23 protein-coding genes are annotated in these 26,182 nt (G+C 45.0%); 15 read left to right on the forward strand and 8 right to left on the reverse strand.

Annotated elements, in window-relative coordinates; translation table 11 throughout:
* Nucleotides 1-9: 9 nt before the first annotated feature.
* Both OCV20_RS22450 and OCV20_RS22455 read right to left on the reverse strand, forming a co-directional pair.
* Nucleotides 10-1,071, reverse strand: coding sequence for an MBL fold metallo-hydrolase (locus OCV20_RS22450; protein WP_086775486.1), 1,062 nt, complete (start codon nt 1,069-1,071; stop codon nt 10-12).
* A gap of 187 nt (nt 1,072-1,258) precedes the next feature.
* On the reverse strand, nt 1,259-3,043 hold the full coding sequence (locus OCV20_RS22455; protein WP_086775485.1) for an SgrR family transcriptional regulator: 1,785 nt from the start codon (nt 3,041-3,043) through the stop codon (nt 1,259-1,261).
* A gap of 602 nt (nt 3,044-3,645) precedes the next feature.
* Between OCV20_RS22455 and rimK the strand changes: the two genes are divergently transcribed.
* Both rimK and OCV20_RS22465 read left to right on the forward strand, forming a co-directional pair.
* A complete protein-coding gene (gene rimK / locus OCV20_RS22460) occupies nt 3,646-4,551 on the forward strand; it encodes a 30S ribosomal protein S6--L-glutamate ligase (RefSeq protein ID WP_019824669.1) in 906 nt (301 codons plus the stop codon).
* Nucleotides 4,552-4,583: 32 nt separating this feature from the next.
* On the forward strand, nt 4,584-5,012 hold the full coding sequence (locus OCV20_RS22465) for an ATP-dependent zinc protease family protein (RefSeq protein ID WP_019824668.1): 429 nt from the start codon (nt 4,584-4,586) through the stop codon (nt 5,010-5,012).
* Nucleotides 5,013-5,142: 130 nt separating this feature from the next.
* Here OCV20_RS22465 and OCV20_RS22470 read toward each other — a convergent pair whose 3' ends face one another.
* Nucleotides 5,143-5,931: an MBL fold metallo-hydrolase gene (locus OCV20_RS22470; RefSeq protein ID WP_086775484.1), complete on the reverse strand. Its 789-nt coding sequence runs from the start codon at nt 5,929-5,931 to the stop codon at nt 5,143-5,145.
* 402 nt (nt 5,932-6,333) lie between these two features.
* On the opposite strand from OCV20_RS22470, the gene OCV20_RS22475 reads away from it, so the two are divergent.
* The 9 genes from OCV20_RS22475 to OCV20_RS22515 all read left to right on the forward strand — a co-directional run bounded on the left by OCV20_RS22475 (nt 6,334) and on the right by OCV20_RS22515 (nt 14,930).
* A complete protein-coding gene (locus OCV20_RS22475) occupies nt 6,334-6,936 on the forward strand; it encodes a 2OG-Fe(II) oxygenase (protein WP_050621773.1) in 603 nt (200 codons plus the stop codon).
* Between the two features lie 93 nt (nt 6,937-7,029).
* Complete coding sequence (locus OCV20_RS22480) at nt 7,030-7,539, forward strand: helix-turn-helix domain-containing protein (RefSeq protein WP_086774936.1); 510 nt, start codon at nt 7,030-7,032, stop codon at nt 7,537-7,539.
* The gene (locus tag OCV20_RS22485; protein WP_108721729.1) at nt 7,536-8,378 is read left to right on the forward strand and encodes an IS3 family transposase; all 843 of its coding nucleotides are present in this window, start codon (nt 7,536-7,538) and stop codon (nt 8,376-8,378) included. Before OCV20_RS22480 ends, OCV20_RS22485 begins: the two co-directional genes overlap by 4 nt.
* 292 nt (nt 8,379-8,670) lie before the next feature.
* A complete protein-coding gene (locus tag OCV20_RS22490) occupies nt 8,671-9,963 on the forward strand; it encodes an extracellular solute-binding protein (RefSeq protein ID WP_086774563.1) in 1,293 nt (430 codons plus the stop codon).
* A 242-nt stretch (nt 9,964-10,205) separates the two neighbouring features.
* Nucleotides 10,206-11,087 carry an ABC transporter permease subunit gene (locus tag OCV20_RS22495; protein ID WP_017071586.1) on the forward strand — a complete coding sequence of 294 codons (882 nt, stop codon included), beginning with the start codon at nt 10,206-10,208 and terminating at the stop codon, nt 11,085-11,087.
* Between the two features lie 38 nt (nt 11,088-11,125).
* A complete protein-coding gene (ugpE, locus tag OCV20_RS22500) occupies nt 11,126-11,968 on the forward strand; it encodes a sn-glycerol-3-phosphate ABC transporter permease UgpE (RefSeq protein ID WP_086774564.1) in 843 nt (280 codons plus the stop codon).
* Nucleotides 11,958-13,256, forward strand: a complete 1,299-nt coding sequence (gene ugpC, locus OCV20_RS22505; RefSeq protein WP_086774565.1) for a sn-glycerol-3-phosphate ABC transporter ATP-binding protein UgpC — start codon at nt 11,958-11,960, stop codon at nt 13,254-13,256. Before ugpE ends, ugpC begins: the two co-directional genes overlap by 11 nt.
* A gap of 56 nt (nt 13,257-13,312) precedes the next feature.
* The gene (locus OCV20_RS22510; RefSeq protein ID WP_086774566.1) at nt 13,313-14,032 is read left to right on the forward strand and encodes a glycerophosphodiester phosphodiesterase family protein; all 720 of its coding nucleotides are present in this window, start codon (nt 13,313-13,315) and stop codon (nt 14,030-14,032) included.
* A 160-nt stretch (nt 14,033-14,192) separates the two neighbouring features.
* The gene (locus tag OCV20_RS22515) at nt 14,193-14,930 is read left to right on the forward strand and encodes a sulfite exporter TauE/SafE family protein (protein WP_048612840.1); all 738 of its coding nucleotides are present in this window, start codon (nt 14,193-14,195) and stop codon (nt 14,928-14,930) included.
* A 105-nt stretch (nt 14,931-15,035) separates the two neighbouring features.
* On the opposite strand, the gene OCV20_RS22520 is transcribed toward OCV20_RS22515, so the two are convergent.
* Together OCV20_RS22520 and OCV20_RS22525 are read right to left on the reverse strand one after the other, a co-directional pair.
* Nucleotides 15,036-15,809, reverse strand: a complete 774-nt coding sequence (locus tag OCV20_RS22520) for a L,D-transpeptidase family protein (RefSeq protein WP_086774567.1) — start codon at nt 15,807-15,809, stop codon at nt 15,036-15,038.
* Between the two features lie 2 nt (nt 15,810-15,811).
* Nucleotides 15,812-16,294, reverse strand: coding sequence for a GNAT family N-acetyltransferase (locus OCV20_RS22525; RefSeq protein ID WP_086774568.1), 483 nt, complete (start codon nt 16,292-16,294; stop codon nt 15,812-15,814).
* Nucleotides 16,295-16,513: 219 nt separating this feature from the next.
* On the opposite strand from OCV20_RS22525, the gene OCV20_RS22530 reads away from it, so the two are divergent.
* From OCV20_RS22530 to grxB, 3 genes are all read left to right on the forward strand, one after another.
* Entirely contained in the window at nt 16,514-17,494 is a 981-nt protein-coding gene (locus OCV20_RS22530; RefSeq protein ID WP_086774569.1) for a Gfo/Idh/MocA family protein, read from the forward strand.
* Between the two features lie 164 nt (nt 17,495-17,658).
* Complete coding sequence (locus OCV20_RS22535) at nt 17,659-17,817, forward strand: hypothetical protein (protein WP_004733064.1); 159 nt, start codon at nt 17,659-17,661, stop codon at nt 17,815-17,817.
* A 347-nt stretch (nt 17,818-18,164) separates the two neighbouring features.
* Nucleotides 18,165-18,797 carry a glutaredoxin 2 gene (gene grxB, locus OCV20_RS22540; protein ID WP_086774570.1) on the forward strand — a complete coding sequence of 211 codons (633 nt, stop codon included), beginning with the start codon at nt 18,165-18,167 and terminating at the stop codon, nt 18,795-18,797.
* A 280-nt stretch (nt 18,798-19,077) separates the two neighbouring features.
* Here grxB and OCV20_RS22545 read toward each other — a convergent pair whose 3' ends face one another.
* Both OCV20_RS22545 and ppsR read right to left on the reverse strand, forming a co-directional pair.
* A complete protein-coding gene (locus tag OCV20_RS22545; RefSeq protein WP_086774571.1) occupies nt 19,078-21,042 on the reverse strand; it encodes a CHASE3 domain-containing protein in 1,965 nt (654 codons plus the stop codon).
* Nucleotides 21,043-21,309: 267 nt separating this feature from the next.
* Nucleotides 21,310-22,143, reverse strand: a complete 834-nt coding sequence (ppsR, locus tag OCV20_RS22550; protein WP_086774572.1) for a posphoenolpyruvate synthetase regulatory kinase/phosphorylase PpsR — start codon at nt 22,141-22,143, stop codon at nt 21,310-21,312.
* 178 nt (nt 22,144-22,321) lie between these two features.
* Between ppsR and ppsA the strand changes: the two genes are divergently transcribed.
* Entirely contained in the window at nt 22,322-24,694 is a 2,373-nt protein-coding gene (gene ppsA, locus OCV20_RS22555) for a phosphoenolpyruvate synthase (protein WP_050645846.1), read from the forward strand.
* A 116-nt stretch (nt 24,695-24,810) separates the two neighbouring features.
* On the opposite strand, the gene OCV20_RS22560 is transcribed toward ppsA, so the two are convergent.
* Nucleotides 24,811-26,166 (reverse strand): serine hydrolase domain-containing protein, encoded by a 1,356-nt coding sequence (locus OCV20_RS22560; protein ID WP_086774573.1) that lies wholly within the window; start codon nt 26,164-26,166, stop codon nt 24,811-24,813.
* Between the last annotated feature and the right edge of the window lie 16 nt (nt 26,167-26,182).

Below are 26,182 nucleotides of genomic sequence, written 5' to 3' on the forward strand. Positions count from 1 at the left end.
ATGACAGCTCTAATTCGATGTTAGTTTCCACCACGCCTGAACAGGTACCGGATCTGAGATCACCAAACGTTCACCCATCACTGGGCTTACCATTTGTACATCTCGCTCTTTGCTTATCGCCAGTGCTTGTTCCATTGGGTCTTGCCAATCATGCATAGAAAGGTCGAAGGTACTGTTGTGGATTGGCATCATCACCTTACCTTGCAGATCAATGTGCGCCTGAACACTCTGTTCTGGGAACATATGAATATCCGCCCAAAGTGAGTTATACGCGCCCGTTTCAACCATAGTTAAATCAAACGGCCCATAGCGCTCACCAATCTCTTTAAAGCCGCTGAAGTAACCAGAGTCACCGCTAAAGAAGACTTTCTTGTCTGAAGCGTTAATAACCCAGCTACCCCACAGTGTTTGGTCACGATCAAGCAAGCCACGACCAGAGAAATGCTGTGTCGGCGTCAACGTGAACTCAATGTCTGAGGCCGTTGCCGATTCCCACCAGTTCAATTCGATGATCTTCTCTTTATCCACGCCCCACTTTTCCAATAGAGCGCCCACTCTTAATGGCACTAAGAACGTTCCCACTTTGTCAGCGAGCACCTTAACGGCACCTTTGTCCAAATGGTCGTAGTGATCGTGGCTGATCACCACCACATCAATATCGGGTAGGTCTTGCAGCGTAATTGGTGTTGGATGAAAACGCTTTGGTCCCATCCATTGCACGGGTGATGCACGATCACTGAACACAGGATCGGTCATCACTAGCTTCCCATCCAGTTTCATCATCACACTGGAGTGACCTAAGCGGTAAGCAACGTCGTCTTGTTCTTCGAGCAATTGCTCAGCTGTCATTGGAATCAAAGGCAATGCAGCGCGCGGCACTGGCTCGTTTCTTTCCACAGTCACGTATGCTTTCAAGATTGAAAAAATATCAGACATACCCGATTTGTATTCCAACTCACTGTTAGCAAACTTCTTTGGAAGCTTATCTAGATTGTCGTTTGATTGTGAACCTGTGCTTACGATAGCGACCACGGCAAGTACTCCTAAAATCGGTAATAGATATTTTTTCATTGGTATCTCTTCATCAGTTGGGATAGGCCCAACACATAAACTACACCGACTAGTTTACATACCAAAAACAAAAAGTAAACCAATGAGTGTAATTTTTAATTTATCTAGACGTAAGCGTGTCAAAGTCGATTTTGGAAAAACCAACTTTGGCAACGAGTTAACTTAGTTATTTAGCTAGTAAGAAAGATTAATCAGCAGACCATACATTCTTGAAATCTGGCCATCCCCAGTTGGTGATGGCCACGTTTTTCAGAATCCCTTGGAAACGAACGGTCTGTAAGTGGTGGAACATAGGCACTAACCAATAATCTGAGATCAGAGTAGACGCGATAGGTTCTAGCTCTGCCAAGTAATTAGGCAGTTCCACGGATGCTTTATGACTATCCAAGCGCTGCTTGAGCCAGTCACTGTTCACCTCTCCTAAAGCAGAGTGCAAAACAGGATCGTTCATCATCCACGAGAACAGTGAAGACGGGGCATTGTCATCGAGGTTGAGGTTACACAACACCAAGTCCTCCTTTAACTCGCCACTCTGAGAGAACTGCGCCAACTCTCGAAAACTGTAGGTGTTCACCTCAACGTCCACGCCATATCGTTTGAGTATGTCGGATACGCAAATAGCACATCGATACAACGCATAATAGTCGTAAACCGCAATGCTCATCTTTTTCGGCAGTTGTGTCTCTTTCGAAGGCGTTCGATACAATTTCTGCCAACTTGGCAGTATATTTTGAGCTAAAGAGACACTAAACAAACCCTTGTTGTGTTCAAGCTGAGACAAAATCGCTTGTGGGTTGGTCAGTTCTGAAAGGTATTTTCGCTGCTCATTATTTAGTGGGCTAGCCGCTGAGTTCTGATTGAACAGGATAAACAAGCATCCATCCTCGACTCGGCTACGAAGGCCGTCTGTGTCTGCTGAAACAAGGTCCGCATCGCTTTTCCCTAATTGATGGAAGCAAGATGAATCTTCATAAGGCGATACGTGCATTTGGCTGTCATCGAAGCGAGCAGTGCCCGTCATTGATTCCTCAAACTGCCAGATGGTCACCTCATCGGTTAACGAACGACAACCATAATAGTGCTCAAATGCGGCGAGCTTGATTCGTTCATTGTTGGTCTCAACCACTTTAAATGGACCAGTACCAATAACAGCATGGGACACAGAACTTAATGGAGACGGTTCACGGGTAACTTGCGCTGCGGGTTGAATCGAGTATTTAACGCCAGCAAGTAAACCAGCAAAGCCGGTATCTGCTTTGGTGAGTTGGAAGCTGATCCTCAATGGTTGTTCACTGTAAACCGAAGCGACATGGGAGAGCTCTGTCTGATAGAAAGGTAAGGTTTGCAACGCAGAAAACATCGAAACTAATTGCTTAGCATCCACAGGCTGTCCGTCATGGAAAGTAAGTCCCGGGCGCAGATAGAAAGTCCAAACGAGCTTTTCAGCGTCATATTGCCAATGATGCGCCAGCTCAGGCTTCAACTCGCCTTTGCCATTACAAGTCACTAAACAACTGAACACTTGCCTGATCAAAAATCGCTCACTACTACGATGAATATGATGCGGGAACAGGTCTTCGAACTTACGTTTGTAGGTTAATTGGACGTGCAGTAGCCCTTCTCGCATAGTCGCACCGGATGTTTCTTGGAGAAGAGAGCCAAACACTGTGCGGTCATTATCCAGAATAGAGAGCGCTTTTTCGTACTTACCCTGCTCTATAAGCTTGCTGGCAACATGTTGAGTCAGTTGTTGATTGCTAAAGCGCAATGTCAGGTTAGAACGTTGATTCCTGCCAACTTTTGGCTCCCACACCACCCATTCAGCCTGATGCATCTTGCCGAGTAAGGTTCGAGCATGGCGCAAACTGGTAAACAGCTTGTCTGCCACCTCAGTCAAAGTGACCGAATGTGAGATGTTAGGCTCGAACGAATCCAGCCGAGTGTAGTAACGCATCATGTTTAGATCAGACAAATAATGAACCTTTTAGAAACAACCCTTCCTCATAAAGCCGATTATAAAACACATTTGTCTTTAAGTGACGATAAAAGACAAAAACAGGAACAACCCACTAAAAATCCATCTGTTTATTACTTCCTATTAAATAACCATAATTAATGGGTCAGCAAGGAACTTTGAGTACCCACCAAAGCCTAATACAAGAGAAGTAATCATCATGAGAAAATACTATCTTAATAAGCTAAAAAGCACCTGTAGCAAGCTCGAAAGAGAAGCACTACGAACACTTATAGAGCTATGTAACTGGCGTTATTAGTACACTTTTGAGCACCGAGTTAACGCGAGTTGAGTACAACCTAATATGCTCCTACCCCCAATATGAGTTAGGTCTCAACTCGCTTTTCCATTCCAAATCCCCTTTTAACCCAGTTGTACCAATAGCTCACGCATTCGATAAATTTCTGTTGTCGACTCGACAAATTTAATTCGCTTTCTTAGTTAAACGAAAAGCCTTAAGGTTCGCCCCGAAGCAAGCAAGGAGCCTCAGAAAAACTGAAAGCTCAGCTAACAACTAATTTATTTGCAGTTACCAATCAGGTATTAACTAAGGAAACGCCATGCGTATCGCAATTCTTTCTCGCAACGAAAATCTATACTCTACTTCTCGCTTAAAAGCGGCTGGAGAAGCACGTGGTCACCAGGTCGATGTTATCGACACGCTGCACTGTGATATAGATATCGCGAGTAACAATCCGAAGATTCGCTACATGGGTGAAGAGCTACCTCAATACGATGCTGTTATTCCACGTATTGGCGCTTCCATTACCTTTTACGGAACTGCGGTTGTTCGCCAATTCGAAATGATGGGCACTTTTTGTATCAATGAGTCAGTTGCAATCAGTCGTTCTCGCGACAAACTGCGCTCACTACAACTGTTGTCTCGCAAAGGTATTGGCTTACCAAAAACAGGTTTCGCTAGCCGCCCAGACAAGATTCAAGACTTGATCAAAAACGTAGGTGGCGCGCCACTGGTTATCAAGCTTCTTGAAGGTACTCAAGGTATCGGCGTGGTTCTAGCTGAAACAAACAAAGCAGCAGAAAGCGTTATCGAAGCATTCATGGGCCTAAAAGCGAACATCTTGGTTCAAGAGTTCATTGAAGAAGCAAATGGCGCAGACATCCGTTGTTTTGTTGTTGGCAACAAAGTAATTGCAGCGATGAAGCGTCAAGCTGGTGAGGGTGAATTCCGCTCTAACCTGCACCGTGGCGGTACAGCTCAACTGGTTAAACTAACCAAAGAAGAGCGCGCTACAGCAATCAATGCTGCGAAAATCATGGGTTTAAACCTATGTGGTGTTGATATTCTACAATCTAAGAATGGCCCTGTTGTAATGGAAGTTAACTCTTCTCCTGGTCTAGAAGGTATTGAGAAAGCGACGGGCAAAGATGTAGCAGACATGATTTTCGAATTCATCGAAAAAAATGCAAAACCAAACGCTAACCGTACTCGTGGCAAAGGCTGATTTAACGCCGTTAACTCATGATTGGAAATGACATGAACAATAAAATGATCATAGGGAATACAGAAGCACTTTGCTTACCAGAGTTAGGGATAACTGGACTACATACACGTGTTGATACAGGGGCTAAAACCTCTTCTCTACACGTAGACAATCTACTATGTGTAAAAACAGACGGTGAGAACTTCGTTGAATTCGATCTTCACCCAGACGTTTACCACCTAGAAGAGACAGTACGCTGTAAAGCGAAGCTGAAAACAAGTAAAAGAATCAAATCATCGAACGGCGAAGTTGAACACCGTTGTGTGATTGAAACCATGCTAAAAATCGGCGGTCAGGAATGGCCTATCGATATCACGCTAAGCAACCGTCAAGATATGACTTATATGATGCTGCTTGGTCGTCAAGGCATGAGTGACAAAGTGATTGTTGATCCAGCGGGTGAATTCCTGCTGACTCACTAATCAGAGTCATCGTAACCGCTCCACAGGTTATAACTAAATAAGGCCAGTCTCATGACTGGCCTTATTGCTATCTATTTTTCAATTTCTACTTTCAGCTCTGAATACACGACTTTGCATTCAGACTTCTGATCTATTTCTTCGACTTACCATGAGATTGAAAACCAAATCGCCAAATCGATAACAGTAATTTCTTGGTTTTGATTTTGGTTACCCGCCAATGTGTCACAGGTCTTCTTGGCGCACTCATCAACAGATGTTCAAAAGCTTTCTGACTGAAATCGACTTGGCCACCATGCGCCACCAGCAAGGTATCGAGCTGCATGTCATAAATGCGCGATACAGACGCTCGATACTTATTAGGGTGAAAGATAGGAAACGGCGGAATCAGCTTCTTCTTAACCTCGACCATTAAATCAGCCACATAAGCCACGCTGTGTGATGGGCAATAAACAGAAAGATCTCTGTCGGTATGGCCCGGCGTTTCTAGAACCAACCAATCATCAAACCCCGGAATGCTCTCACCATCCGACAGCTTGTAATCAGGCTTTAACTTCCTTGAGTACCATAAGTTCGCTTTGGGTTTTCCTAAGCGGTTCGCCATCCATCTTGCTAATGCTAGATCGGTCAGGTGCATCAAAATGCCATCAATGCCGTGATACCAGTCTTTATCTCGGTTTGCTGCCACCAAATGACAATTAGTCAGTTTTCTGAGCGTATGCGCAGCGCCTGCATGATCTGGGTGCATGTGTGTAACAACCACAGTGTGTAGGTCGCTAAATTCACGGCCAAGATCATCTTCAATGAAAGCTTTAAGATGGGGTATATCCGCACGGCACGCGCCATCAAGTAACAGCAACCTGTCTGGGTACTCTACGAGATACATGTCTTGGATATAGCCTTTGATGGTATGCAGCTGCAAAACCGCTCCTTGTGATAAAACAACTGGTCAGACCTATACAATAGCAAACTCGACTTCAATTGTGATCATTTTGTTAAAAGCAATAATCTAAAACCGGATAGAGAACTCGAATCAAGATTTCGATTGGAATCCACTAAATTGCTCAAATCCAATGTTACTCAAATCCAATGTTACTCAAATCCAATTCAACTCAGAACAATGAGAACAGATTCCAAAGATTGCCATCAATTTCATCCGATATTTTCAGCATTATCGAATGCCCGCATTGCCGTAAACCTTGCTCTATAGGCCTTACGATTCAAGCTGCCAACTCCATTTATCGTGACGACAAAGCATGTGATTTGTTGACCTGAGTTATTAGGACTATATATGCGCCTCTAATTTATTGTCTGAGTGCTATACATGAACCAATTAATCGATGCTCTTTCTACCCAAGGTTATTTCGTTTGGGATGACTTCTTAACTCAAGAAGAAGTGGTGGCATTGAGGGATTGCATTCCAGAGAACTGGAAAAAGGCTAGGATTGGCCGTAACGATGAAGTAACGCGAGAGTCGACCATCCGTAGCGACAAGATTCAATGGGTGCGCCGCGATATGGGTCAGCCAGCATCTCTGTTTTTAGATAAGATGGAACAAATTCGTTTAGCGGCAAACCAAGCGTTCTTTTTGGGTCTGTTCGAGTACGAAGCGCACTTTGCTAAATACGAAAAAGGCGACTTCTACCAGAAGCACTTAGACTGCTTCAAGGGCAATGAGAACCGCCGTCTGACTACCGTGTTCTACATGAACGACGAGTGGACAGAAGACGACGCAGGTGAGCTTGTGGTTTACGATCTAAAAGACAACCACATCGCGACCATTCCACCAAAGTCAGGCCGTTTGTTTGTGTTCTTATCTGAACAGTTCCCACACGAGGTACTGCCGACCAACACAGAGCGATTCAGTATTGCAGGTTGGTTCCGTATTAACGGCGTGAAAGACAACCAACTCGATATCGCTCACTAGAACAAAGCCGATTGTTACAAGCTCTAGCTTATTCAAAGCCTCTCCTTTGAACTGACCCCCAATAGTTGGACACCAATTATTGGGGGTCTTTTTATGTCCAAATATAGCCGAGAGCTAAAATGTATCATTGCTAAGCAATACTTAGATGGCACGTCATCTCTCTACTTAGCAAAACAATATTCAATTTCTTCAAGGCAGATACGGTATTGGGCTCAAGTCTTTGCCATCCATGGTACTGATTCATTTTTACCAACTAATCATGCCGCGACTGCTCAAACAAAACGAAAAGCATTGAATTTAATGTGGACGAATGAATGGTCTCTCACGCACACTAGCGCTGTATTAAACCTCTCATCCCCTGGAATACTCTCTGTCTGGCTTAAACGATTTAATGAGCTCGGTATCAAGGGGCTCGAAATGCGCCAGAAAGGAAGACCCTCAATGAAACAGCAACCTCAACGTACCACTAAGCCTGATAATGAAATGACACTTGAGGAGCTAAAAGAGGAGTTGGTCTACTTACGAACCGAGAATGCCGTTCTAAAAAAGTTGGAAGAGTTGGAGCAGAAAAAAAACCGTCGAACAAAGAAAAAGCGGTCATAGCTCTAACTCTTAAAGGCAAGTACCCATTAAAGCACTTACTGCACACTCTACAGTTGGCAAAAAGTGTCTTTTATTATCAGGCTCAAACGAGCAAGCGCCAAAATAGCTACGAACGTGAGCTGCGGTTGATAAAGTCAATTTATCATGAACATAAGGGGCGATACGGCTACCGCCGTATTCACTTGGAACTAAAGAATCAGGGGTTCGTGCTTAATCACAAAACGGTTCAAAGGCTTATGGCTCAGCTCAACCTTAAATCGACGGTCAGGATTAAAAAGTATCGTTCATACCGAGGAGAGTCAGGAAAAGCTGCTCCCAACGTTCTTGAAAGAGATTTTAGTGCGACTCAACCCGATGAAAAGTGGGTAACTGATGTCACGGAGTTCAAAGTCAAAGAGCAGAAAGTATACTTATCTCCCGTTGTCGACTTGTTTACTCAGGAGGTGGTTGCTTATAGAGTGGCCAAAAATGCCTGCTTGCCGCTTGTCACAGATATGCTGACGGAAGCTATATCAACGCTTAAACCCAACTCAAAGCCAATTATACATAGCGATCAAGGTTGGCAATATCGCCATCGACAGTATCAGAAAAAGGTAGCGGAGAGTGGGTTAACGCAAAGCATGTCGAGAAAAGGTAACTGCTTGGATAATGCTGTTGCTGAAAACTTTTTTGCTTTACTCAAAACCGAGATGTATCACAACCAAAGCTTTGAAGATGCAGATGCTCTGATAGAGCAGATTAAAGAATACATCGAGTACTACAATACCAAACGTATAAAAGTGAAACTAAAAGGCCTGACTCCGATAGAATATCGAACTCAGGCCTTGAAAGCCGCTTAACAGAAATGTCCAACTTTACGGGGTCACTTCACTTCGAGAGGCTTTTTTGTTGAACAAATGCCGATCAAATATTGGTCAACAAACCTCTTAAAAACCGCACGCAATAAATATCAAAATCATCAATAACTTTTCTCTTAAACCAAATCGAAATGAATCTTTCATATCAGTGAAACGGTTTAGCCACTTAAGTGAAATACGCCCTGTTCAAGATAGCTTCAAACGACACCCCTACCGTCTCGTTAACACTCTAATCCAATACCTCGACATCGATTTCATCCAAAAGGAAACGAAGATGAATAAGCTAATTTTGGCAGGCGTTCTTTCTGCGACAGCGGCAATGCCAGCGTTCGCAACGACTCAAGTCACTTGGTGGCACGCAATGGGCGGCCAACTTGGAGAAACAGTAAACAAAATTGCGACCGACTTTAATGCATCACAAGATGATTACCAGATCACGCCAATCTACAAGGGTTCATACACAGAGACCTTAACAGCGGGTATCGCGGCATACCGAGCAGGTGAAGCACCCAATATTCTGCAAGTCTTCGATGCAGGTGCAGCAACCATCATGAACGCGAAAGGCGTCGCGAAACCGGTACAGGATATTCTGGTTGAGTCGGGCTACAACTTTAATTCAAACGATTACCTAGCCGGCGTTCGTAACTTCTATGCCGACAACCAAGGCAAGATGGTTGGTATGCCTTTCAACAGTTCGACACCGGTTCTTTACTACAACAAAGATCTTCTCGCGGAAGTCGGTGCAGACGCGCCTAAAACTTATGAAGAACTAGAAGTGGTCGCTAAGAAGCTGAAGGCAGAAGGACACATCGCATTTTCTCAATCTCTAACACCGTGGATCATGTTCGAGAACTTTAAGTCTCGCCACAATCTACCGGTCGCGGACCAAAACAACGGCTACGACGGCTTGTCCACTAAGATCATGTTCAACACCAAAGACATGATGATGCACGTTAGCAAGATGAAAGAGTGGTCAGATCTCGGTTACTACAAGTATTACGGCAGCGACTGGGATGCAAACCAAACCCCTTTCGAGCGCCAAGAAGTGGCGATGTGGATGGGTTCTTCAGGCTCATTCGGCGGCTTACGTAACCGCGTACCTTTCGAACTCGGCACCACATACCTTCCATACTGGAAATCGGTTAACCCAGACGCAGGCTTAACCTTCATTGGCGGCGCAGCTCTGTTTGCACTCAATGGCCATGACCAACAGCAAGACAAAGGTGTAGCGGCGTTCTTTGATTACCTGACTAAGCCTGAAACTCAAGTTTATTGGCACAAAACCACTGGCTATGTACCTGTAACAACGGCTGCCTATGAGCTAGCGAAAGAGTCTGGCTACTACAACGAACAACCAGACGCAGAAGTGGGCGTAAAGCAGCTAAGCCTAAAATCGGGCGAGTGGACTAAGGGCTACCGCTTAGGTTACTACCCTCAAATTCGTGAAGTGATGCATCGTGAATTCGACAATATCTTCGCCGAGCGCTCTAGCGTCGAGAACAGCCTAGATAAAGTCGAAGATGAGAGCAGCAAACTGCTGAAACGCTTCGCTCGTACGATGAACTAATTTGGCTTTTTAACCAAAGCAGATTACTGAGCTAAAGGCTTAACAACCGAAAGCCGTTCATTGCTCCTCACCACTTGTCACTGCGTCATTAAAAACGCAATGGCAAGGAGTGAGGAGATTCTTCACTAGCGCCATTTCTTGCTCCAAAAACTACAACTCAACTGGATGCATTCCTTTGCTATAGCGCTAGTGCTCACCGTAACTAACAGTGATAACAGTCACTAATTTTTGGGGATTACCCTGTGGAACGACGTCAGCAATTCTTTCACTCTCCGTTGCCTTACCTATTTTTGGCGCCTCAGATACTCATCATTGCGGTTTTCTTTATCTACCCAGCAGCAAAGGCAGTTTACCTGTCCTTCATGCTAGAAGACCCTTGGGGCACCTCATCGATATTCGTGTGGTTCGAGAACTATCAAATGCTGTTCGAATCGAGCGAGTATCTGAACTCGATTGGCTTCACATTAATGTTCGCAATCGTGGTCTCTTTCTTATCGCTTGCCTTAGCGCTGCTGCTCGCCGTAAAAGCCGACAACATCATTCACGGACAAGGGGCTTACAAGGTCACTCTCACTTGGGTTTACGCGGTTGCTCCTGCGATTGCAGGCGTAATCGGTGCTTTCTTGTTTAACCCACATATTGGCGTGTTTACCGAGATATTTGCGGTTATAGGTTGGGACTTTAGCTTCCAGACCGACCCTTTAGATGCCACGTTTGCTCTGATTTTGGTCTCAGTGTGGAAACAGGTTTCGGTGAATTTCATCTACTTTCTGGCTGGGCTTCAATCGATCTCTTACGCCGTAAAAGAAGCGGCGATGCTGGATTGCGTCAGCGACTCAAAACGTTTCTGGACCATTACTTTCCCGCTACTCGCACCTACAGGCTTCTTTCTTCTGGTCATCAACCTCACCTACTCGTTCTTTGAAACCTTTGGCGTGATCGACACCATGACCAATGGCGGCCCGGGTGGCGGCACAACGTCGTTGGTGTACAAGGTGTATCGAGACGGGTTTGTTGGCGCAGATTTAGGCGGCAGCTCTGCGCAATCAGTTGTGTTGTTGCTACTGGTACTCACTCTTACATTTATCCAGTTTCGCGTTGTAGAAAAACGTGTTCATTACTAGCCCACGACAGCTAGGTTTTAACGCGGCAGGAGTTATTTATGAAAAGTAATAAGGTCTCTGACCACCTAATTTTAATTACTGGGATGCTGTTTATGTTGGTCCCTATCTGGCTCATCTTTGCTAGCTCGACGCATAACCCAAACACCATTGTCAGCGAAGGCCTGCAATGGCTTCCAGGCGATAACTTTACGGCCATTTATAGCGAAGCTTGGAACAAAAGCATGGGATTCAGTGGCGAAGTCACCGCCAGCAAAATGATCGCCAACTCGATGATCATGGGGCTAGGCTTTGCGATCGGTAAGATCATCATTTCGATGATGACCGCGTATGCTTTGGTCTACTTCAGGTTGCCTTATGCTACAGCTTGGTTCTGGTTGATCTTCGTGACGCTTTTGCTGCCATTAGAAGTGCGCATTATCCCTTCCTATGAAGTTGTCGCTGGGCTTGGGCTGCTTAATAGCTACACCGGTTTAATTCTGCCTTTGATCGCCTCAGCAACCGCTACGTTCTTTTTTAGGCAGTTCTTCAAAACCATCCCCGATGAATTGTTAGAAGCCGCTCAGCTAGATAACGCAGGTCCGTTTCGATTCTTTGTCGACATCTTATTGCCACTGTCTAAAACCATGATCGCCGCAATCTTCATCATCATGTTTGTGGTGGGTTGGAACCAATATCTGTGGCCAATCATGATGACCACAGACGAAGGCTACAACACCATCGTGATGGGCATCAAACAAGTACTCAAAAACATCAATGAAACCAGTTTACCGCGCTACGACTATGTTTTTGCCATGGTGATTTTAGCTATGTTGCCACCCGTTTTAGTGGTGGTTGTATTTCAGCGTTGGTTTGTAAAAGGGCTAGTAGAAAGTGAAAAATAATAACGACAAAAATCAAATGAACGATCACCGCATTCAATCACTCGCTGAGTACAAGATGTCTCACCCGGCTTCTCCGCAAAAATCAGAGGACACCCCGATGCCAAAGTTAAAGCAAACGTTAGGGCACACCCAAGCCACTCAAAACCATACGCACAAAGCACCTACCATGTTGGGCATCAAAAACTTGGTAAAGACTTATGAGAACGGTCATCGTGCAGTGAAAGATGTCTCGCTTGATATCGAAAAGGGTGAATTTCTTGTGTTGGTTGGCCCATCGGGCTGCGGCAAGTCTTCTATCCTGCGTTCAATAGCAGGGTTGGAAAGCATCTCTGGCGGAGAGATTCACTTGGGTGGCCGTCGTGTTGATAACGAAAAGCCAGCTCAACGAGATATCGCAATGGTCTTTCAAAATTACGCACTCTACCCTCACATGACGGTATACAAAAACCTCGCTTATGGTTTAAAGAACCGAGGTGTCAGCCAACACGTAATTGAAGAGAAGATTGAGAAAGTCGCCAAGACACTGAAAATCGAAGAGTACCTAGACCGCAAGCCAGCCAAGCTTTCGGGTGGTCAGCGCCAGCGGGTTGCCATGGGGCGAGCGATCGTACGCGACCCTCAACTGTTCTTGTTTGATGAGCCTTTGTCTAACCTAGATGCCTCATTGCGCGCTCACATGAGATTAGAAATCAAAAAGCTGCAACGCGAGCTAGGCGTAACCAGTGTTTACGTGACTCATGACCAAGTCGAAGCCATGACACTGGCTGATAGAATTGTGGTTCTCAACAAAGGCCAAATTGAACAAGTCGGCACACCAAAAGAGGTCTACCACCAGCCTGCCAGCACCTTTGTAGCAAGCTTTATTGGCAGCCCCGCGATGAACTTCTTAACTGCCACGCTCGATGATGGCTATCTTGAAATCGGCGATCAACAAATGTATCTGCCAGAGTATGCGCACGTTAAGGACGCGACTATCACGCTTGGCATTCGCCCTGAACACTCTGAGGTTTGTTCCGAATTAAAGATGAACACCTTGCCTCTCGAACTGCGTATCAATGTGGTTGAGCCGTTGGGGCCGAATCAATTGGTTCATGGCCTGGTGAACGACCAACCCTTTATCGCCGTCACGCCAGAAACGACACTATGCCAAGTACTGCCACTCGGATTAAGCATTGATAAATCCAACCTGCATATTTTTGACAGTCGTGGCAAGCGTATTCAGCCGAATAACTTTACTTCACAAGAGTCACGCGAAGAGGCGACAAGCATAACGACGGCTCTCGCTTAATCGAGTACACTGATATTTAATGCGTTTTTACGGTGCGTCTTTAAGAAGGATTAATTATGTCGTCTATCATCGTAGGTCATCGGGGTGTAGCAGGTACTCACCCAGAAAATACCAAATCAAGCATTGAACAAGCCGCTAAACTCGGCTTGAAATGGATCGAAGTAGATATTCAGCCAACTCAGGATGATCAACTTGTGGTTTGTCACGACCACACCCTTGAGCGCTGCAGTGATGGCAAGGGTCGTGTCGACGAGCATACCCTTGCAGAACTGCGTCAGCTCGATTTTGGCAGTTGGAAGTCTGAGCAGTTCGCTGGTGAAAGAATATTGACGTTGGAAGAGTTGCTCGCGCTTGTTGAGCAGCATGATCTCAGCGTGAACTTAGAAATCAAAGTAGACAGTCGACATCAAGCGCCTCATGTCGTTGATTTGCTGCATACCGAGTTGATTCGTTCAAATCTAGACACCGACAGAGTGCTGCTTTCAAGTTTCAGTCATCAAGTCGTTTCTGAAATGGCTCGTCACCTGCCGAGATACCGCGTAGGTGTGATCACAGAGCAACTGACTCAAGCCGACTTGATGTTGATTGACGAGGTTAAAGCGTTCAGCTGTCACATGAACTACGAGCATGTGAATCAGAGCGATCTTGATACACTCAGTGAAGCAAACATTCAAACTTGGTGCTACACAGTAAACGATCCGTCTCACTTCAAATTCATCTCAAAAGTAGATGCCGTATTCACTGATTTTCCAAATCAATTCACCCCTATAAATTGACCAAACAAATACCGCAAAAATAACCCCGAGAGACTTTAAAATTAACTCTCGGGAAACCTTAAAATTAGGTAGCAAACACAAGTGAGTAGGAGTACATTCCGCTACTCACTTGGTTTCATTAGCTCGCTCTATACAGACAGCTTCATTGGTTACTTAATTTATGGATCTCATTTTTAGTCCAACCTTCCCAATTTTGGGTGCAATCTTCATTTTCGCCGCTATTGTTCGTGGCTTCTCAGGTTTCGGTTTCACCTTAGTAGCATTGCCATTAAGTGCGTTATTCGTGCCTGTTATCGAACTGGTTCCCGTCTTCATGTTGATCGATCTCCTAGGCAATGTTCAATTACTGCCTAAAGTTCGAAAGCATGTTAACTGGCGCTGGGTTTTAAAGGTATTTATCCCTTGTTTTGCCTTCACACCAGTCGGCTTACTTCTGCTTAAATCCGTTAGCCAAGACACGATCATCTTGATCATCAGTGCCTTCATTTTTGCGTCTGCACTTATGATCTACAAAGGCTTCCAGTACAAAAGCGAACCTAGATTTGCTCCCTATATTCTAGGCAGCCTTGCGGGTGTAATGAACGGCGCGGCTTCGATGTCAGGGCCTCCAATTGGCACTCATGCATTGGCAAGCCCAGTCGCTCCGCACATAGCCAGAGCTGGCTTGATAGCCTTCTTTGTATTGGCGGATTCTACTGCATTTGTTTCGGCATCTATCGCTGGGTTAGTCGACCGCGATGTAGTTTGGCTGACTCTCGCGCTTCTACCAAGCAGCATGTTTGGCGGTTATGTGGGTTCTAAACTGTTCGAGAGATTTGGTGGAGCGAAGTTCAAGCCAGTCACCATTGCATTGCTGATTGTGATTGCAATCTTCAGTGCTGGTCGAGTCTTACTGTAACTGGCTTTAGCGGTTAATTTTGGAAGTTGATTTCAGAAGTTGGTTTCGCGAATTGATTGCGCTAATTGACTGCGGAAAGTGATTAAGAAAAGTGGGTACCAATGACTACCATTCGATATGGATAGGGGTACCCATTTTTACAAGTAGGAGAAACTCATCCATATCTTGATTGGTTAATGCGATACAGCCATCCGTCCAATCAAAGCTTTGGATAAAGCTCGGCGAACGACGCTCACCATTTTTGATGCCATGGATTTTGATGTTTCCTCCGGGGTCTACGTCATTTTGCTCTGCCCATTGCATATCAGAAGGTTGCGGATAGTTAATATGTACTGAGCGATAAAAGTCCGACTCTTCCATCACATAATCGAGCTGGTACTCCCCTTCAGGCGTTCGGTTGTCCCCTTCAAAGCGTTTATGCCCTTTCGGTTGTTTGCCTAGCGCAATACGAAACTCCTGAATCACCTCTTCACCTTTTAGCAGATACATCCTACGTTTCGATTTATCGACTTTAACTAAAGTAACCACTTGCGCCAGCGAATCTATCTCAGAAGCGCTACCTGGTAGGTTGTAAAACTGTCGTGAGGAACTTTGAGGTGGACGTTTCGATGACCCTTGAGAAAGCTGAGCAACCTTTTCATCAGAACGACTGTTAAGAACATCATCCACAATAATCACATGCTTGGAGTTTGAGCTGGTGGAAGAGGTTGAATTAGATGAAGACGTTGAGACACGTTGAGAATGAGCAGGTGCAGACTCGAATACGATGGTTTCGATAGCGGTCGCATCAGAGACTATTTTCTCGACCACGACTTGCTCAGCATTCGCGTTCGAAGCCACAAACAGTAAACACAATGATAATGGCAAAAACAGACGCACCTTTAGATCTCCTCAAAACGCATGGACATGGTTCGTGACTGAGTTTCCATTCCTAACGACTCATAAAAACCCTGAGCTTGTTGATTAAACTCCATCACCTCTAACCTAAGTTCTATCGCCCCTCTCGCCTGCGCCCATTGATTAAACGACTTCATTAACGCTCGACCAGCACCTTTGCTCTGAACCTGATCGTTCACCACAATCGTATTCACCCTTGCCACCTTGTGTGGCTGAATAAAACTGACGCCTTTATTCTGCGTTACCTTACCCGCTAAAAAACCAACGACTTGCTTGTCATCGACTGCAACAAAGAAAGCGCCAAGTGGGTCAAGCATCAAGCCTAACCAATACTCTTCACTGTCGGCCAAACCTTGTGACGCTGGCGCAAATACCATAGGCGCACCAAGATGATGTTGACGGTTTATCTGCTCAGAGAGCGCTAAGATCGCGTTAATATCAGTTACCTTGGCCGTCCGGATTTGCATATCATCACCTTGTTTGAATTCAATAACACCTTAGCAAAAATGGCTTAGTTGTGCACCGTTACACTGGTCAACTCAGACGCTCTGTGAAGGCTGATTATTAATATTAGGCACTATGTTTAGGGAAATTGTTCCGCAAATCTCAGGCACATTGCCAGCCGTTGAGTGCTACTATCTCTGCAGAATCAATATACTAACGACGACTAACGACTGGATACCCATATGATTAAGTTTGCTGTAATTGGAACCAATTGGATTACACAAAAGTTTGTTCAAGCTGCTCACGAATCTCAATCAATGCAACTTGCTGCGGTTTACTCTCGAAATCTAGACAGCGCGGCACAGTTCGCCCAAGAATTTGACGTTGAAACCACGTATGACTCACTCGACGCATTGGCCAATGACAACACTGTTGAAGCCGTGTACATCGCTTCACCGAACTCACTGCATTGCGAGCAATCTATCTTCATGATGGAACACGGCAAGCATGTCATCTGTGAAAAGCCTGTCGCATCGAATATTGAAGAAGCAACACGAATGTTTGAGGTCGCTAAGCAGAACGGTGTGGTGCTGTTTGAGGCGTATAAATCTCAATTCCTACCGAACTTTAAGCAAGTTCAACTTGGGTTAGAAAAGATTGGTAAGGTACATAAGGCACACATCAACTACTGCCAGTATTCATCACGCTACCAAAAGTACCTAAACGGCGAGAACCCAAATACCTTCAACCCAGCTTTTTCTAACGGCTCATTGGTCGATATTGGCTTTTACTGTGTTGCCGCGACAGTCGCGCTATTTGGCAAACCTGAAAATGCACAGGCTTCTGCAAAGCTACTTGATTCAGGTGTCGATGCTCATGGCTGTGCGATCTTCCAGTATCCTGAGTTTGACGTGACCCTTGCTCACTCCAAAGTCAGCGACTCTTATGCACCAAGCGAGATCCAAGGTGAATTAGGGGCGATCATCATCGATCACATCGCTGAATGTACTGACGTTAAGATCCGCTACCGCGATGGCACGGTAGAAAACCTTACTCAAGCACAAAGCGAAAACTCCATGAGTTACGAAGCGCAGGCCTTTGCTAGCTGCATTGCTGGCGACAACGCAACACAAGCGCAGGCCCAACTGCGCGCTTTAACGGTTGCTAAGTTAATTACAGAGATGCGCCAACAAGTTGGTGTCGTTTATCCAGCGGATAAATAACGTCACAGCGTAAGTTAACAAACTGATTTTTAAGACATACTGATTTATACATAACTAAATTTAATCTTTACGACAAATAACTGGATTAGTTGATTGGGGTGCCATCTGTTTAAATCCGCGTTCGATATCTATCGTATTTATTTAATTTATTGAAGGTGTGTAAAGTGTTTTCAGTTGATGATCGCGTTGTAGCAACAAAAGGTGTTGAACTAGGTGAAATGGTAGTAACTGGCCTAAGTGCTGGTGGCGGCTACGTTCACGTTACAACGGTAGAAGGCGCAATGACGCTTACTTACCCAGCGCAAGATCTTAAAAAAGCATAGTTTAACCACTCTGCCCTTTTAGTAGTCACTCTACTAAAGGTAACAAAATTGAGGCTTTGGCTGACTTCACTCTTCTGCATTAGAGTGAGCAGCCAGAGCCTTTTTTATGCCCGTCATTTACCCACCAGCTTTCTCATTCGCTTACTCGTTACAATAAAACCGCAGTCAACTGACAATAGAATTAGGCAACGACTTTCTACATTCAGTACTTATTCCCATCGTTCTCTTGATATCCCCGAGCACTTAATCGCAGTGAATAGTTCTTGTTAACAAAGGCTTATTGTCTGCGAAAGTTTCTGGTACATTAGCATCATCTTATACTAAGAAAGACCCGAACGAGGGAAGCTATGAAGCTTTACATTTACGACCACTGCCCTTTCTGTGCAAGAGTCTCCTACATTGCTCAATCACTAGGCTTGAACATTGAGCTTGTTTCTGTCGATTATGATGATGCCCAAACCCTTATCGATCTGATCGGTAAAAAAATGGTACCCGTCTTACAAAAAGACGACGGCTCTATCATGGCTGAGAGCCTAGATATCATCGCGTACTTCCTGGACTTGAAATCAAGCGATGAGCAGCGTGTGCCATCAGAGCAAGTGACGGCGTTCCAAACTCGCGCATTCCCTCTTACTCAACAGATTGGTCGCCCACGTTGGTGGAACCTCGACTTGGCTGAATATCGCTCTGCTGGAGCTAAAGAAGCTTGGCGTGCCAGTAAAGAGACTGAAGGTTTTAACTTTGAAGAACTGTTAGAAAAGACGCCTCAGTTCGTTCAACTGATTAACCCATTACTGAAAGATGCCGAGCTATTACTGGACCTAGAGAATGGTGAGTCATCACTGCCTCTAATCGATCAAGCAGTGTATTTCTCGATGCTTCGCGGCTTTTGCGTAGAGGCAACAATTGAGTGGCCAAATGATTTGAACCGCTGGATGGAAACAAAAAGCCAAGAACTTGGTATCAGTTTACTGCGCTAAACTAATTATTGCGTGAAGCGTTGACTGAGCTAAGTTTGCTTGCTGAACTATGCTGATTTACTGAACTATAGTTACTTATTGGACTATAACTACTTACTGGATTATGGCCATTTAACGCACAACGAACCACGCACTGTATAAACAAAGCAGCCTCGATACTAATCTGCATCGAGGCTGCTTTAATTTTTTGAGCAATAAAAATAGAGTCCCACTATTTCAATAGAGGCTCGGCATGACAGCTGTAGCCTTTGCTTAAATTGCCAAACGACTCCGTACTTTCTCAGCTAACATTTTTCACTTTAAACTGACCAACAATTTTCTGTAGTTGTTCCGCTAAACTCACCAACTCTTGGCTTGATTCTACTGTTTGTTCAGCCCCGGCAACGCTCTCTTTGGTAATACGATTAACGTTCACCACATTTTGATTGATCTGCTCAACCGTCACACTTTGCTCTTCAGAGGCGCTCGCACTTTGTGTACTGATATCAGAGATATTGTTGATTGAACGAGTAATAACATCAAAAGCTTGCCCTGATTTCTCGGCATTTTCTACGCTCCTCTTGGCAATATCACTGCTTTTCTGCATGCTACTCACCACATCTTTCGTCCCGAGCTGCAAACGTTCAATTAAACCTTGAATCTCCGAGGTCGAATCTTGTGTTCGTTGAGCAAGGCTCCGCACTTCATCAGCCACCACAGCAAAACCTTTTCCTTGTTCTCCCGCTCTTGCAGCTTCAATAGCCGCATTCAATGCTAGCAAGTTAGTTTGAGCCGCAATGTCTAATATCACATCAAGAATACCGCCTATATTGGTAGCTTCACGGGAAAGATCTTCGAGGCGAGCCATTGTACTCTCGATCTCAGATTCTAGGGAGTTAATACTCGTGGTTGTCTCTTGTACTACTGTCAAACCTTGCATCGCTTCATCACTCGCTTCACTTGCAGATTGAGCGGTATCGACTGCATTTCTCGCAACTTCTTGAACAGAGATAGACATCTGGTTCATCGCAACAGCGACTTGATCTGTCATCAACATCTGTTCATTCGCACCGTTGTTCGTACTCACCGTAATATTCGTTAATTGAGTCGATGAACTGCTCAATCGTTCACTTGCCACCATCATGTTACCAATGATGGTTTTCAAGCTTTCTGCCGTTGCTTTCAACGAGTTGGTTAACTCTCCAATTTCGTTCTTAGCACCTTTTTCAATATTGACCGTCAAATCACCTTTAGCTAATTGCTTAGCGATGCCAATAACGTAATTGATCTGTGAAGTGATACTTCGAGAAATGAACGCACCAAAACCAAAACAGAAAACGACCGAAGAGACGCCACCAACTGCAAGTGCCATCAGTGCCAAATCAGAGGCTGAGTTTGCTGCCTCTTTTCTTTCGACCATAAGCACTTGCTCGACGTTAATAATTTCAGCAACTTTATTACGCAAGCCATCCATGTATTGTTTACCCTGCTTTTGAGCAAGCTTTGTGTAAAGGTCGTCAATGGAGCTAAAGCGGTTGGATTCACGTACTAATGCAATCGCGGTTGATGCGTAATCATCAATCCAAGATTGAATGTCGCGCGATAATTGACTGTCTCCCATCGAAGCTAACTGCTTAGCTACCTTCGATTTCCCTTCGTGATAAGGCTCTAAAAAAGCTTCTTCGCGATTTAGCATAAAACCGCGCAAGCCCGTTTCCATATTCACCATGTTGTTGATAAGAGACTCGCCATTAAGATAGCGCCCTGTAGCAATTTCAGCTCGTAGGTTATCCATCTTCTCTTTACCAATACCACTCGCGATCAGTGCTTTGAGTTCATTCACGTATGCTTCCCCGTCATGAATGCTCTTACGTAAAACAATAACCTCTTGAGCATACACCTGCCATTCCTTAGCAGCTCGATTGACTTCATCAAATCGTTGCTGTTGAGCAGGGTTATCACTGGTTAGGTTCTTTACTATGGATAAGCTTTGCTCAAAGGCTTGTTTACCTGCATGGTAAGGTTCTAGATACTCTTCTTGGCCACCGATCGCATAACCTCGTAAACCCGTCTCTTGGTCGACCATCGAATTAACTAGGCGGTTCGATTGATCAATCACCTGGTAGGTATGCGTAACCATAGCATCGGTACTATTCAAAGTTTTAATTGAGTTCCACACCACAACACATAGTACGACTAAGATACTGATCGTAATGAAATTGCCAAAAAGTAACCTACTGCGAATAGTAAGCTCTGATATCTTCATAAACTGTTTTCCCTAACCTGTTGATGAACTGACACATGTATTTTTAATAATTATCGGTTATTTAGTTAACCGTTCCTTAAACAATAGGTATACATCCGACAAACAGGCAAAGAATTAAGCGACATTTTTCATAAGCTTTGTAGGTAAAAACTCTAACGAGGAGAGAGGAATATAGGGTGCAGAAGTGTATGAATACGGGAAAGTTAACCTCGTTGCTCCTTATATCAGGAGCAACGAAATCAAAACATAGGTTTGATCAACCACCCACTATAGCAAGCGACGTCTTAAGCCCGTTCGCTCCAAGATTCGTGTCGAAATTTCTTCAACCGATAGCGAAGAGGTATTGATGTACGGCACAGCCTCTCTGCGGAACATCGCCTCTACCGTTTGCAATTCATACAAACATTGTGAGTCACTGGCGTATTCGCTGCCTGCTAAACGGTTCTCACGAATTTCAGTGAGCCTTTCTGCATCAATGGTTAAACCAAACAACTTATGTCGGTAGATCTCAAACTCTGGCAACAACTTTAAGCGCGCCAAGTCATCGTGGATAAATGGGTAGTTTGCTACGCGTAAGCCAAACTGCATCGCCATATACAAACTTGTTGGTGTTTTGCCACTTCGAGAAACCCCTAACAAGATGATGTCGGCTTCTTCCAGCCCTTTTAGCGTGATGCCATCATCATGCGCGAGCGTGTACTCAATCGCAGCAATACGGTCGAAATACTTCACCGAGTCCTTGTTTACACTGCGTGAGCGCTGCAACTTAGGAACAGGCGCCATCTGAATGTCATCCTGTACTTTCTGCACGATGCTCTCTAACACGTCATAACAGTGCGCGGGCGCTTCTAGCAATTTATCCTTGATATCAGGTATCACAATCGAAAAGAACACCAGCGGTTCTAACCCGGTATCACGATACGAAATTTCAATCTCTTTCAATAAATCAGAAAGTTTGTCCTCACTTTCCACAAACGGAAAGGTTTTTTCATTGGCTTTAAAAGGGAATTGACCTAGAACAACATGCCCTAAAGTCTCACATGTTATGGCCGTTCCATCAGAAACATAGAATACATCACGACTTTGAATATCAATTTGCATTTTTTATTTAATGTTTAAAATTATTTTGAGTAGGATGGGAACCATAATATATATAACGAAACCCTGCTGACTATTACGTCCCCCACAGCTTTAAAAAATAATTTACATTTTTTTAAACTGATACGTAATCGTTTGCCTTTAAATCCCTACAATGCTTGCTATGTTTCTGGAGAAATAAATGCAAAATAATACCCTATGGTTCAATGGCCTATCCATGGAAGATGTCGACAAAGTCGGCGGTAAGAACGCCTCACTGGGCGAGATGGTTTCTAACCTGTCCAATGCTGGTGTTTCTGTACCTAATGGTTTTGCTACCACCTCTTATGCGTTTAACGACTTTCTTGATTACAAAGGTCTTGATGAGCGTATTCACCAACTACTTGATGAACTTGATGTTGAAGACGTTGACGCACTGCGTAAGACAGGTGCAACGATTCGACAATGGGTTCTAGATGCACCCTTCCCAGAATCACTAGAGCAAGACATCCGTGATAACTACCGCGAGCTAATTGAAGACAACGAAGAATTGTCTGTAGCGGTTCGTTCATCGGCAACGGCAGAAGATCTTCCAGATGCTTCTTTCGCAGGCCAGCAAGAGACATTCCTTAACGTGAAAGGTATCGATGCGGTACTCGAAGCAACTAAGCACGTTTACGCGTCACTCTTTAACGATCGCGCTATCTCTTACCGTGTACACCAAGGCTTTGACCACCGTGGCATTTCATTGTCTGCGGGTATCCAGCGCATGGTTCGTTCAGACAAAGCTTCTTCAGGTGTGATGTTCACGCTTGATACTGAGTCTGGCTTCGACCAAGTGGTATTCATCACCTCCTCTTGGGGCTTGGGTGAAATGGTTGTACAAGGTGCTGTGAACCCAGACGAGTTCTACGTTCACAAACCAATGCTAGAAGCGGGTCACTACCCAATCGTTAAGAAGACGTTTGGTTCTAAGTTGATCAAGATGATCTACTCGACCAATCAAGAGATCGGCAAGCAAGTTGATATCATCGACACCGACACTCAAGAGCGTAACGAGTTTTCATTGAACGATGAAGAGATCAAAGAGCTAGCAAAACAAGCGATGATCATCGAGAAGCACTACCAACGTCCAATGGACATTGAGTGGGCGAAAGATGGCATCGACGGCAAGCTTTACATCGTTCAGGCTCGCCCAGAAACCGTATGTTCTCAAAGCGACCAAAACGTTATCGAGCGTTACGAGCTAAACAACAAGGCGGACGTCTTGGTTGAAGGTCGTGCTATCGGTCAACGCATCGGTTCAGGCCCAGTTCGCTTGGTTGATTCACTAGACCAAATGTCACTGGTTCAAGAAGGCGATGTACTGGTAACAGACATGACAGACCCAGATTGGGAACCTGTGATGAAGAAGGCGTCTGCGATTGTCACTAACCGTGGCGGCCGTACTTGTCACGCTGCAATCATCGCTCGTGAGCTTGGTATCCCAGCGATTGTTGGTTGTGGTACAGCAACAAGCAGCCTAAACGATGGCGATACCGTGACAGTGTCATGTTCAGAAGGCGAAACAGGCTACGTTTACAACGGCGAACTCGACTTTGAAATCAAACGCTCTGAGGTTGATGAGCTACCAATGCTGCCAACCAAAGTAATGATGAACGTGGGTAACCCAGATCGTGCCTTCGATTTCGCGCAGATTCCAAACGAAGGTGTTGGCCTTGCTCGTCTTGAATTCATCATCAACAAGATGATCGGTATTCACCCTAAAGCACTGCTTAACTTCGATGCGCAAACGGATGAGCTAAAAGCGGAAATCAACGAACGTATTCGCGGCTACAAAGATCCTATCGATTTCTACGTAAGCAAATTAACAGAAGGCATCGCGACTATCGCTTCTGCATTCTGGCCTAAGCGTGTGATCGTACGTATGTCTGACTTTAAGTCGAATGAGTACAGCAACCTTGTAGGCGGCAAAACGTTTGAACCACATGAAGAGAACCCAATGCTTGGCTTCCGTGGTGCATCTCGTTACATCTCACCAGTATTCGAAGACTGTTTCGAGCTAGAAACTCAAGCAATCAAACGTGTTCGTAATGAGATGGGCCTTAAGAACGTTGAAATTATGATTCCATTCGTTCGTACACCAAGTGAAGCGGCATCGGTTATCGACATTCTGGCTAAGTTCGACCTACGCCGTGGCGACCAAGGTCTGAAAGTCATCATGATGTGTGAGCTACCATCGAACGCAATCTTGGCTGATGAGTTCTTGAAGTACTTCGATGGCTTCTCTATCGGTTCAAACGACATGACACAACTGACACTTGGCCTAGACCGAGATTCAGGTGATGTGGCACACCTATTCGATGAGCGTAACCCAGCCGTGAAAGCAATGCTGAAAATGGCGATCGATGCGGCAACCAAAGCGGGTAAATACGTGGGTATTTGTGGCCAAGGCCCATCTGACCATGACGACCTAGCAGAGTGGTTAATGGAGCAAGGCATCAGCTCTGTTTCACTAAACCCGGATACGGTTATCGATACGTGGTTGAAGCTAGGTAACGTTGCCAACAAGTAACGTTTAACCACTCAAATAGAAACACCGAAAAGTAGAGTCAACAAAGCCAGTCATTGCGACTGGCTTTTTCTTTATTGGCTGTTGTTTCTAGTTTCTACCTTGCTCAGCCACGGACATTACTTGTCATTCAACAACTTAGCCGCAGAGCGCATTAGTGCTGGGCCTTTGTTCTCACCAAAACCTGAGTGGTATGGGTTGGTTGAGAACATCACACCCACAAAGTCACGCGCAGGGTCGATGTAAATAAATTGGCCTAGGTTGCCGCTTTTCGACATCGCACCATCGTTGAAGATGAAATCAAACTGGTATGCGTTGTAGTCCGCTTTTTCGTTGTACGCGTGCAGTGAACTGCTCTCTTTGCTAGTACCTACGAATGCTTTTGGATCACCGCCGTTGCGGATACGATCAATCACAGCTTGTGACACCACTGGCTCATCAGCCACCGCTTTCCAACTAGGTGTAAATAGTGTTCCCCAGCGCGCCATGTCTTCTACCGTTGATGAAACCAAGCCAACCGCGATCGCCATACCATCTGGCGTCAAGTTGAATTGCATTGGTTGACGTGCGTGCACTTTTGACCAAACACGATCTTCGAATACTTGAGTCCAGGTTTTGTTTTCAACGTTTTCAACTAACTTAGTCAGTACCATGGTGTTGATAGATGCGTAACGGAAATGGTCACCTGCTTGTTCACCTTCCAGTTTCTGTGCACCTTGAGCCACTTCCATCCAAGTTTCCATCTCACCCGTTTTTGCTCTTGGTGAGTTAAACGATGCCGCAAAGAAACGCACCACATCAGAATCTGGGTTCAAGATAGACTCTAATGTCTCTTCATTGTCTAGCGCGGTCGACATGTTCAGAACTTGGTGTACTGTGATGCCATCCCAGTTCGTTCCTTTCAATTCAGAAACATACTCAGCGATCTCTTTTTCAGGGTCGACTTTGCCCTCTTCCACTAACATCGCAATCACAGTACCAACCGTGGTTTTCGCTGTAGATGCCCAAACATGCGTATCTGTCGGCTTCATACCCGGGTAAGCTTCGTAAACGATCTCCCCTTTGTGAATTAGCATAAAGCCTTGAGTACGGAACTGTTCATCCGCCAAGTACTGATCCATTGTCAACTGACCTTTGCTTTCAGTATCAACTTTGAGTGCAGCGAGTCGTGGGTCGATATTTTTAACTAAAGGCTTGTACTCTTCGTTTGGAGCCGCCAGTGCCGTTGGTAGAAACTCACTCATGTGCATGTTGTAGTAAACGCTGTGGTCGCCGCCCATCTGCCAATGAAAGTTATTGAATAACTCACGAGCTGAGTCAGTAAAACTTGGGGTAAATGCTGTGCTCGCCTCTTTCACGGTCAAGGTAACTTGGGCACCTTCAACTTTCAGAGCTTCTTCAACTGGGTTTGCTGCAAGAGCAAATGACGATGCGGTCGCTAACGATACTAGAACGGCAATGTGTTTAAGTTTCATAATTGGTCTCCTGTTT

Source organism: Vibrio coralliirubri (genome assembly GCF_024347375.1).
Classification (GTDB): domain Bacteria; phylum Pseudomonadota; class Gammaproteobacteria; order Enterobacterales; family Vibrionaceae; genus Vibrio; species Vibrio coralliirubri.

Excerpts from the sequence above, each read along its gene's own strand:
- ppsR (WP_086774572.1), bottom strand. The coding sequence starts at position 22,143 with ATGCAAATTGATATTCAAAGTCGTGATGTATTCTATGTTTCTGATGGA.
- OCV20_RS22515 (WP_048612840.1), top strand. The coding sequence starts at position 14,193 with ATGGATCTCATTTTTAGTCCAACCTTCCCAATTTTGGGTGCAATCTTC.
- rimK (WP_019824669.1), top strand. The coding sequence starts at position 3,646 with ATGCGTATCGCAATTCTTTCTCGCAACGAAAATCTATACTCTACTTCT.
- OCV20_RS22560 (WP_086774573.1), bottom strand. The coding sequence starts at position 26,166 with ATGAAACTTAAACACATTGCCGTTCTAGTATCGTTAGCGACCGCATCG.
- OCV20_RS22545 (WP_086774571.1), bottom strand. The coding sequence starts at position 21,042 with ATGAAGATATCAGAGCTTACTATTCGCAGTAGGTTACTTTTTGGCAAT.
- OCV20_RS22450 (WP_086775486.1), bottom strand. The coding sequence starts at position 1,071 with ATGAAAAAATATCTATTACCGATTTTAGGAGTACTTGCCGTGGTCGCT.
- OCV20_RS22465 (WP_019824668.1), top strand. The coding sequence starts at position 4,584 with ATGAACAATAAAATGATCATAGGGAATACAGAAGCACTTTGCTTACCA.
- ugpE (WP_086774564.1), top strand. The coding sequence starts at position 11,126 with ATGAAAAGTAATAAGGTCTCTGACCACCTAATTTTAATTACTGGGATG.
- OCV20_RS22475 (WP_050621773.1), top strand. The coding sequence starts at position 6,334 with ATGAACCAATTAATCGATGCTCTTTCTACCCAAGGTTATTTCGTTTGG.
- grxB (WP_086774570.1), top strand. The coding sequence starts at position 18,165 with ATGAAGCTTTACATTTACGACCACTGCCCTTTCTGTGCAAGAGTCTCC.
- OCV20_RS22525 (WP_086774568.1), bottom strand. The coding sequence starts at position 16,294 with ATGCAAATCCGGACGGCCAAGGTAACTGATATTAACGCGATCTTAGCG.
- OCV20_RS22510 (WP_086774566.1), top strand. The coding sequence starts at position 13,313 with ATGTCGTCTATCATCGTAGGTCATCGGGGTGTAGCAGGTACTCACCCA.
- OCV20_RS22530 (WP_086774569.1), top strand. The coding sequence starts at position 16,514 with ATGATTAAGTTTGCTGTAATTGGAACCAATTGGATTACACAAAAGTTT.
- OCV20_RS22480 (WP_086774936.1), top strand. The coding sequence starts at position 7,030 with ATGTCCAAATATAGCCGAGAGCTAAAATGTATCATTGCTAAGCAATAC.
- OCV20_RS22490 (WP_086774563.1), top strand. The coding sequence starts at position 8,671 with ATGAATAAGCTAATTTTGGCAGGCGTTCTTTCTGCGACAGCGGCAATG.
- ppsA (WP_050645846.1), top strand. The coding sequence starts at position 22,322 with ATGCAAAATAATACCCTATGGTTCAATGGCCTATCCATGGAAGATGTC.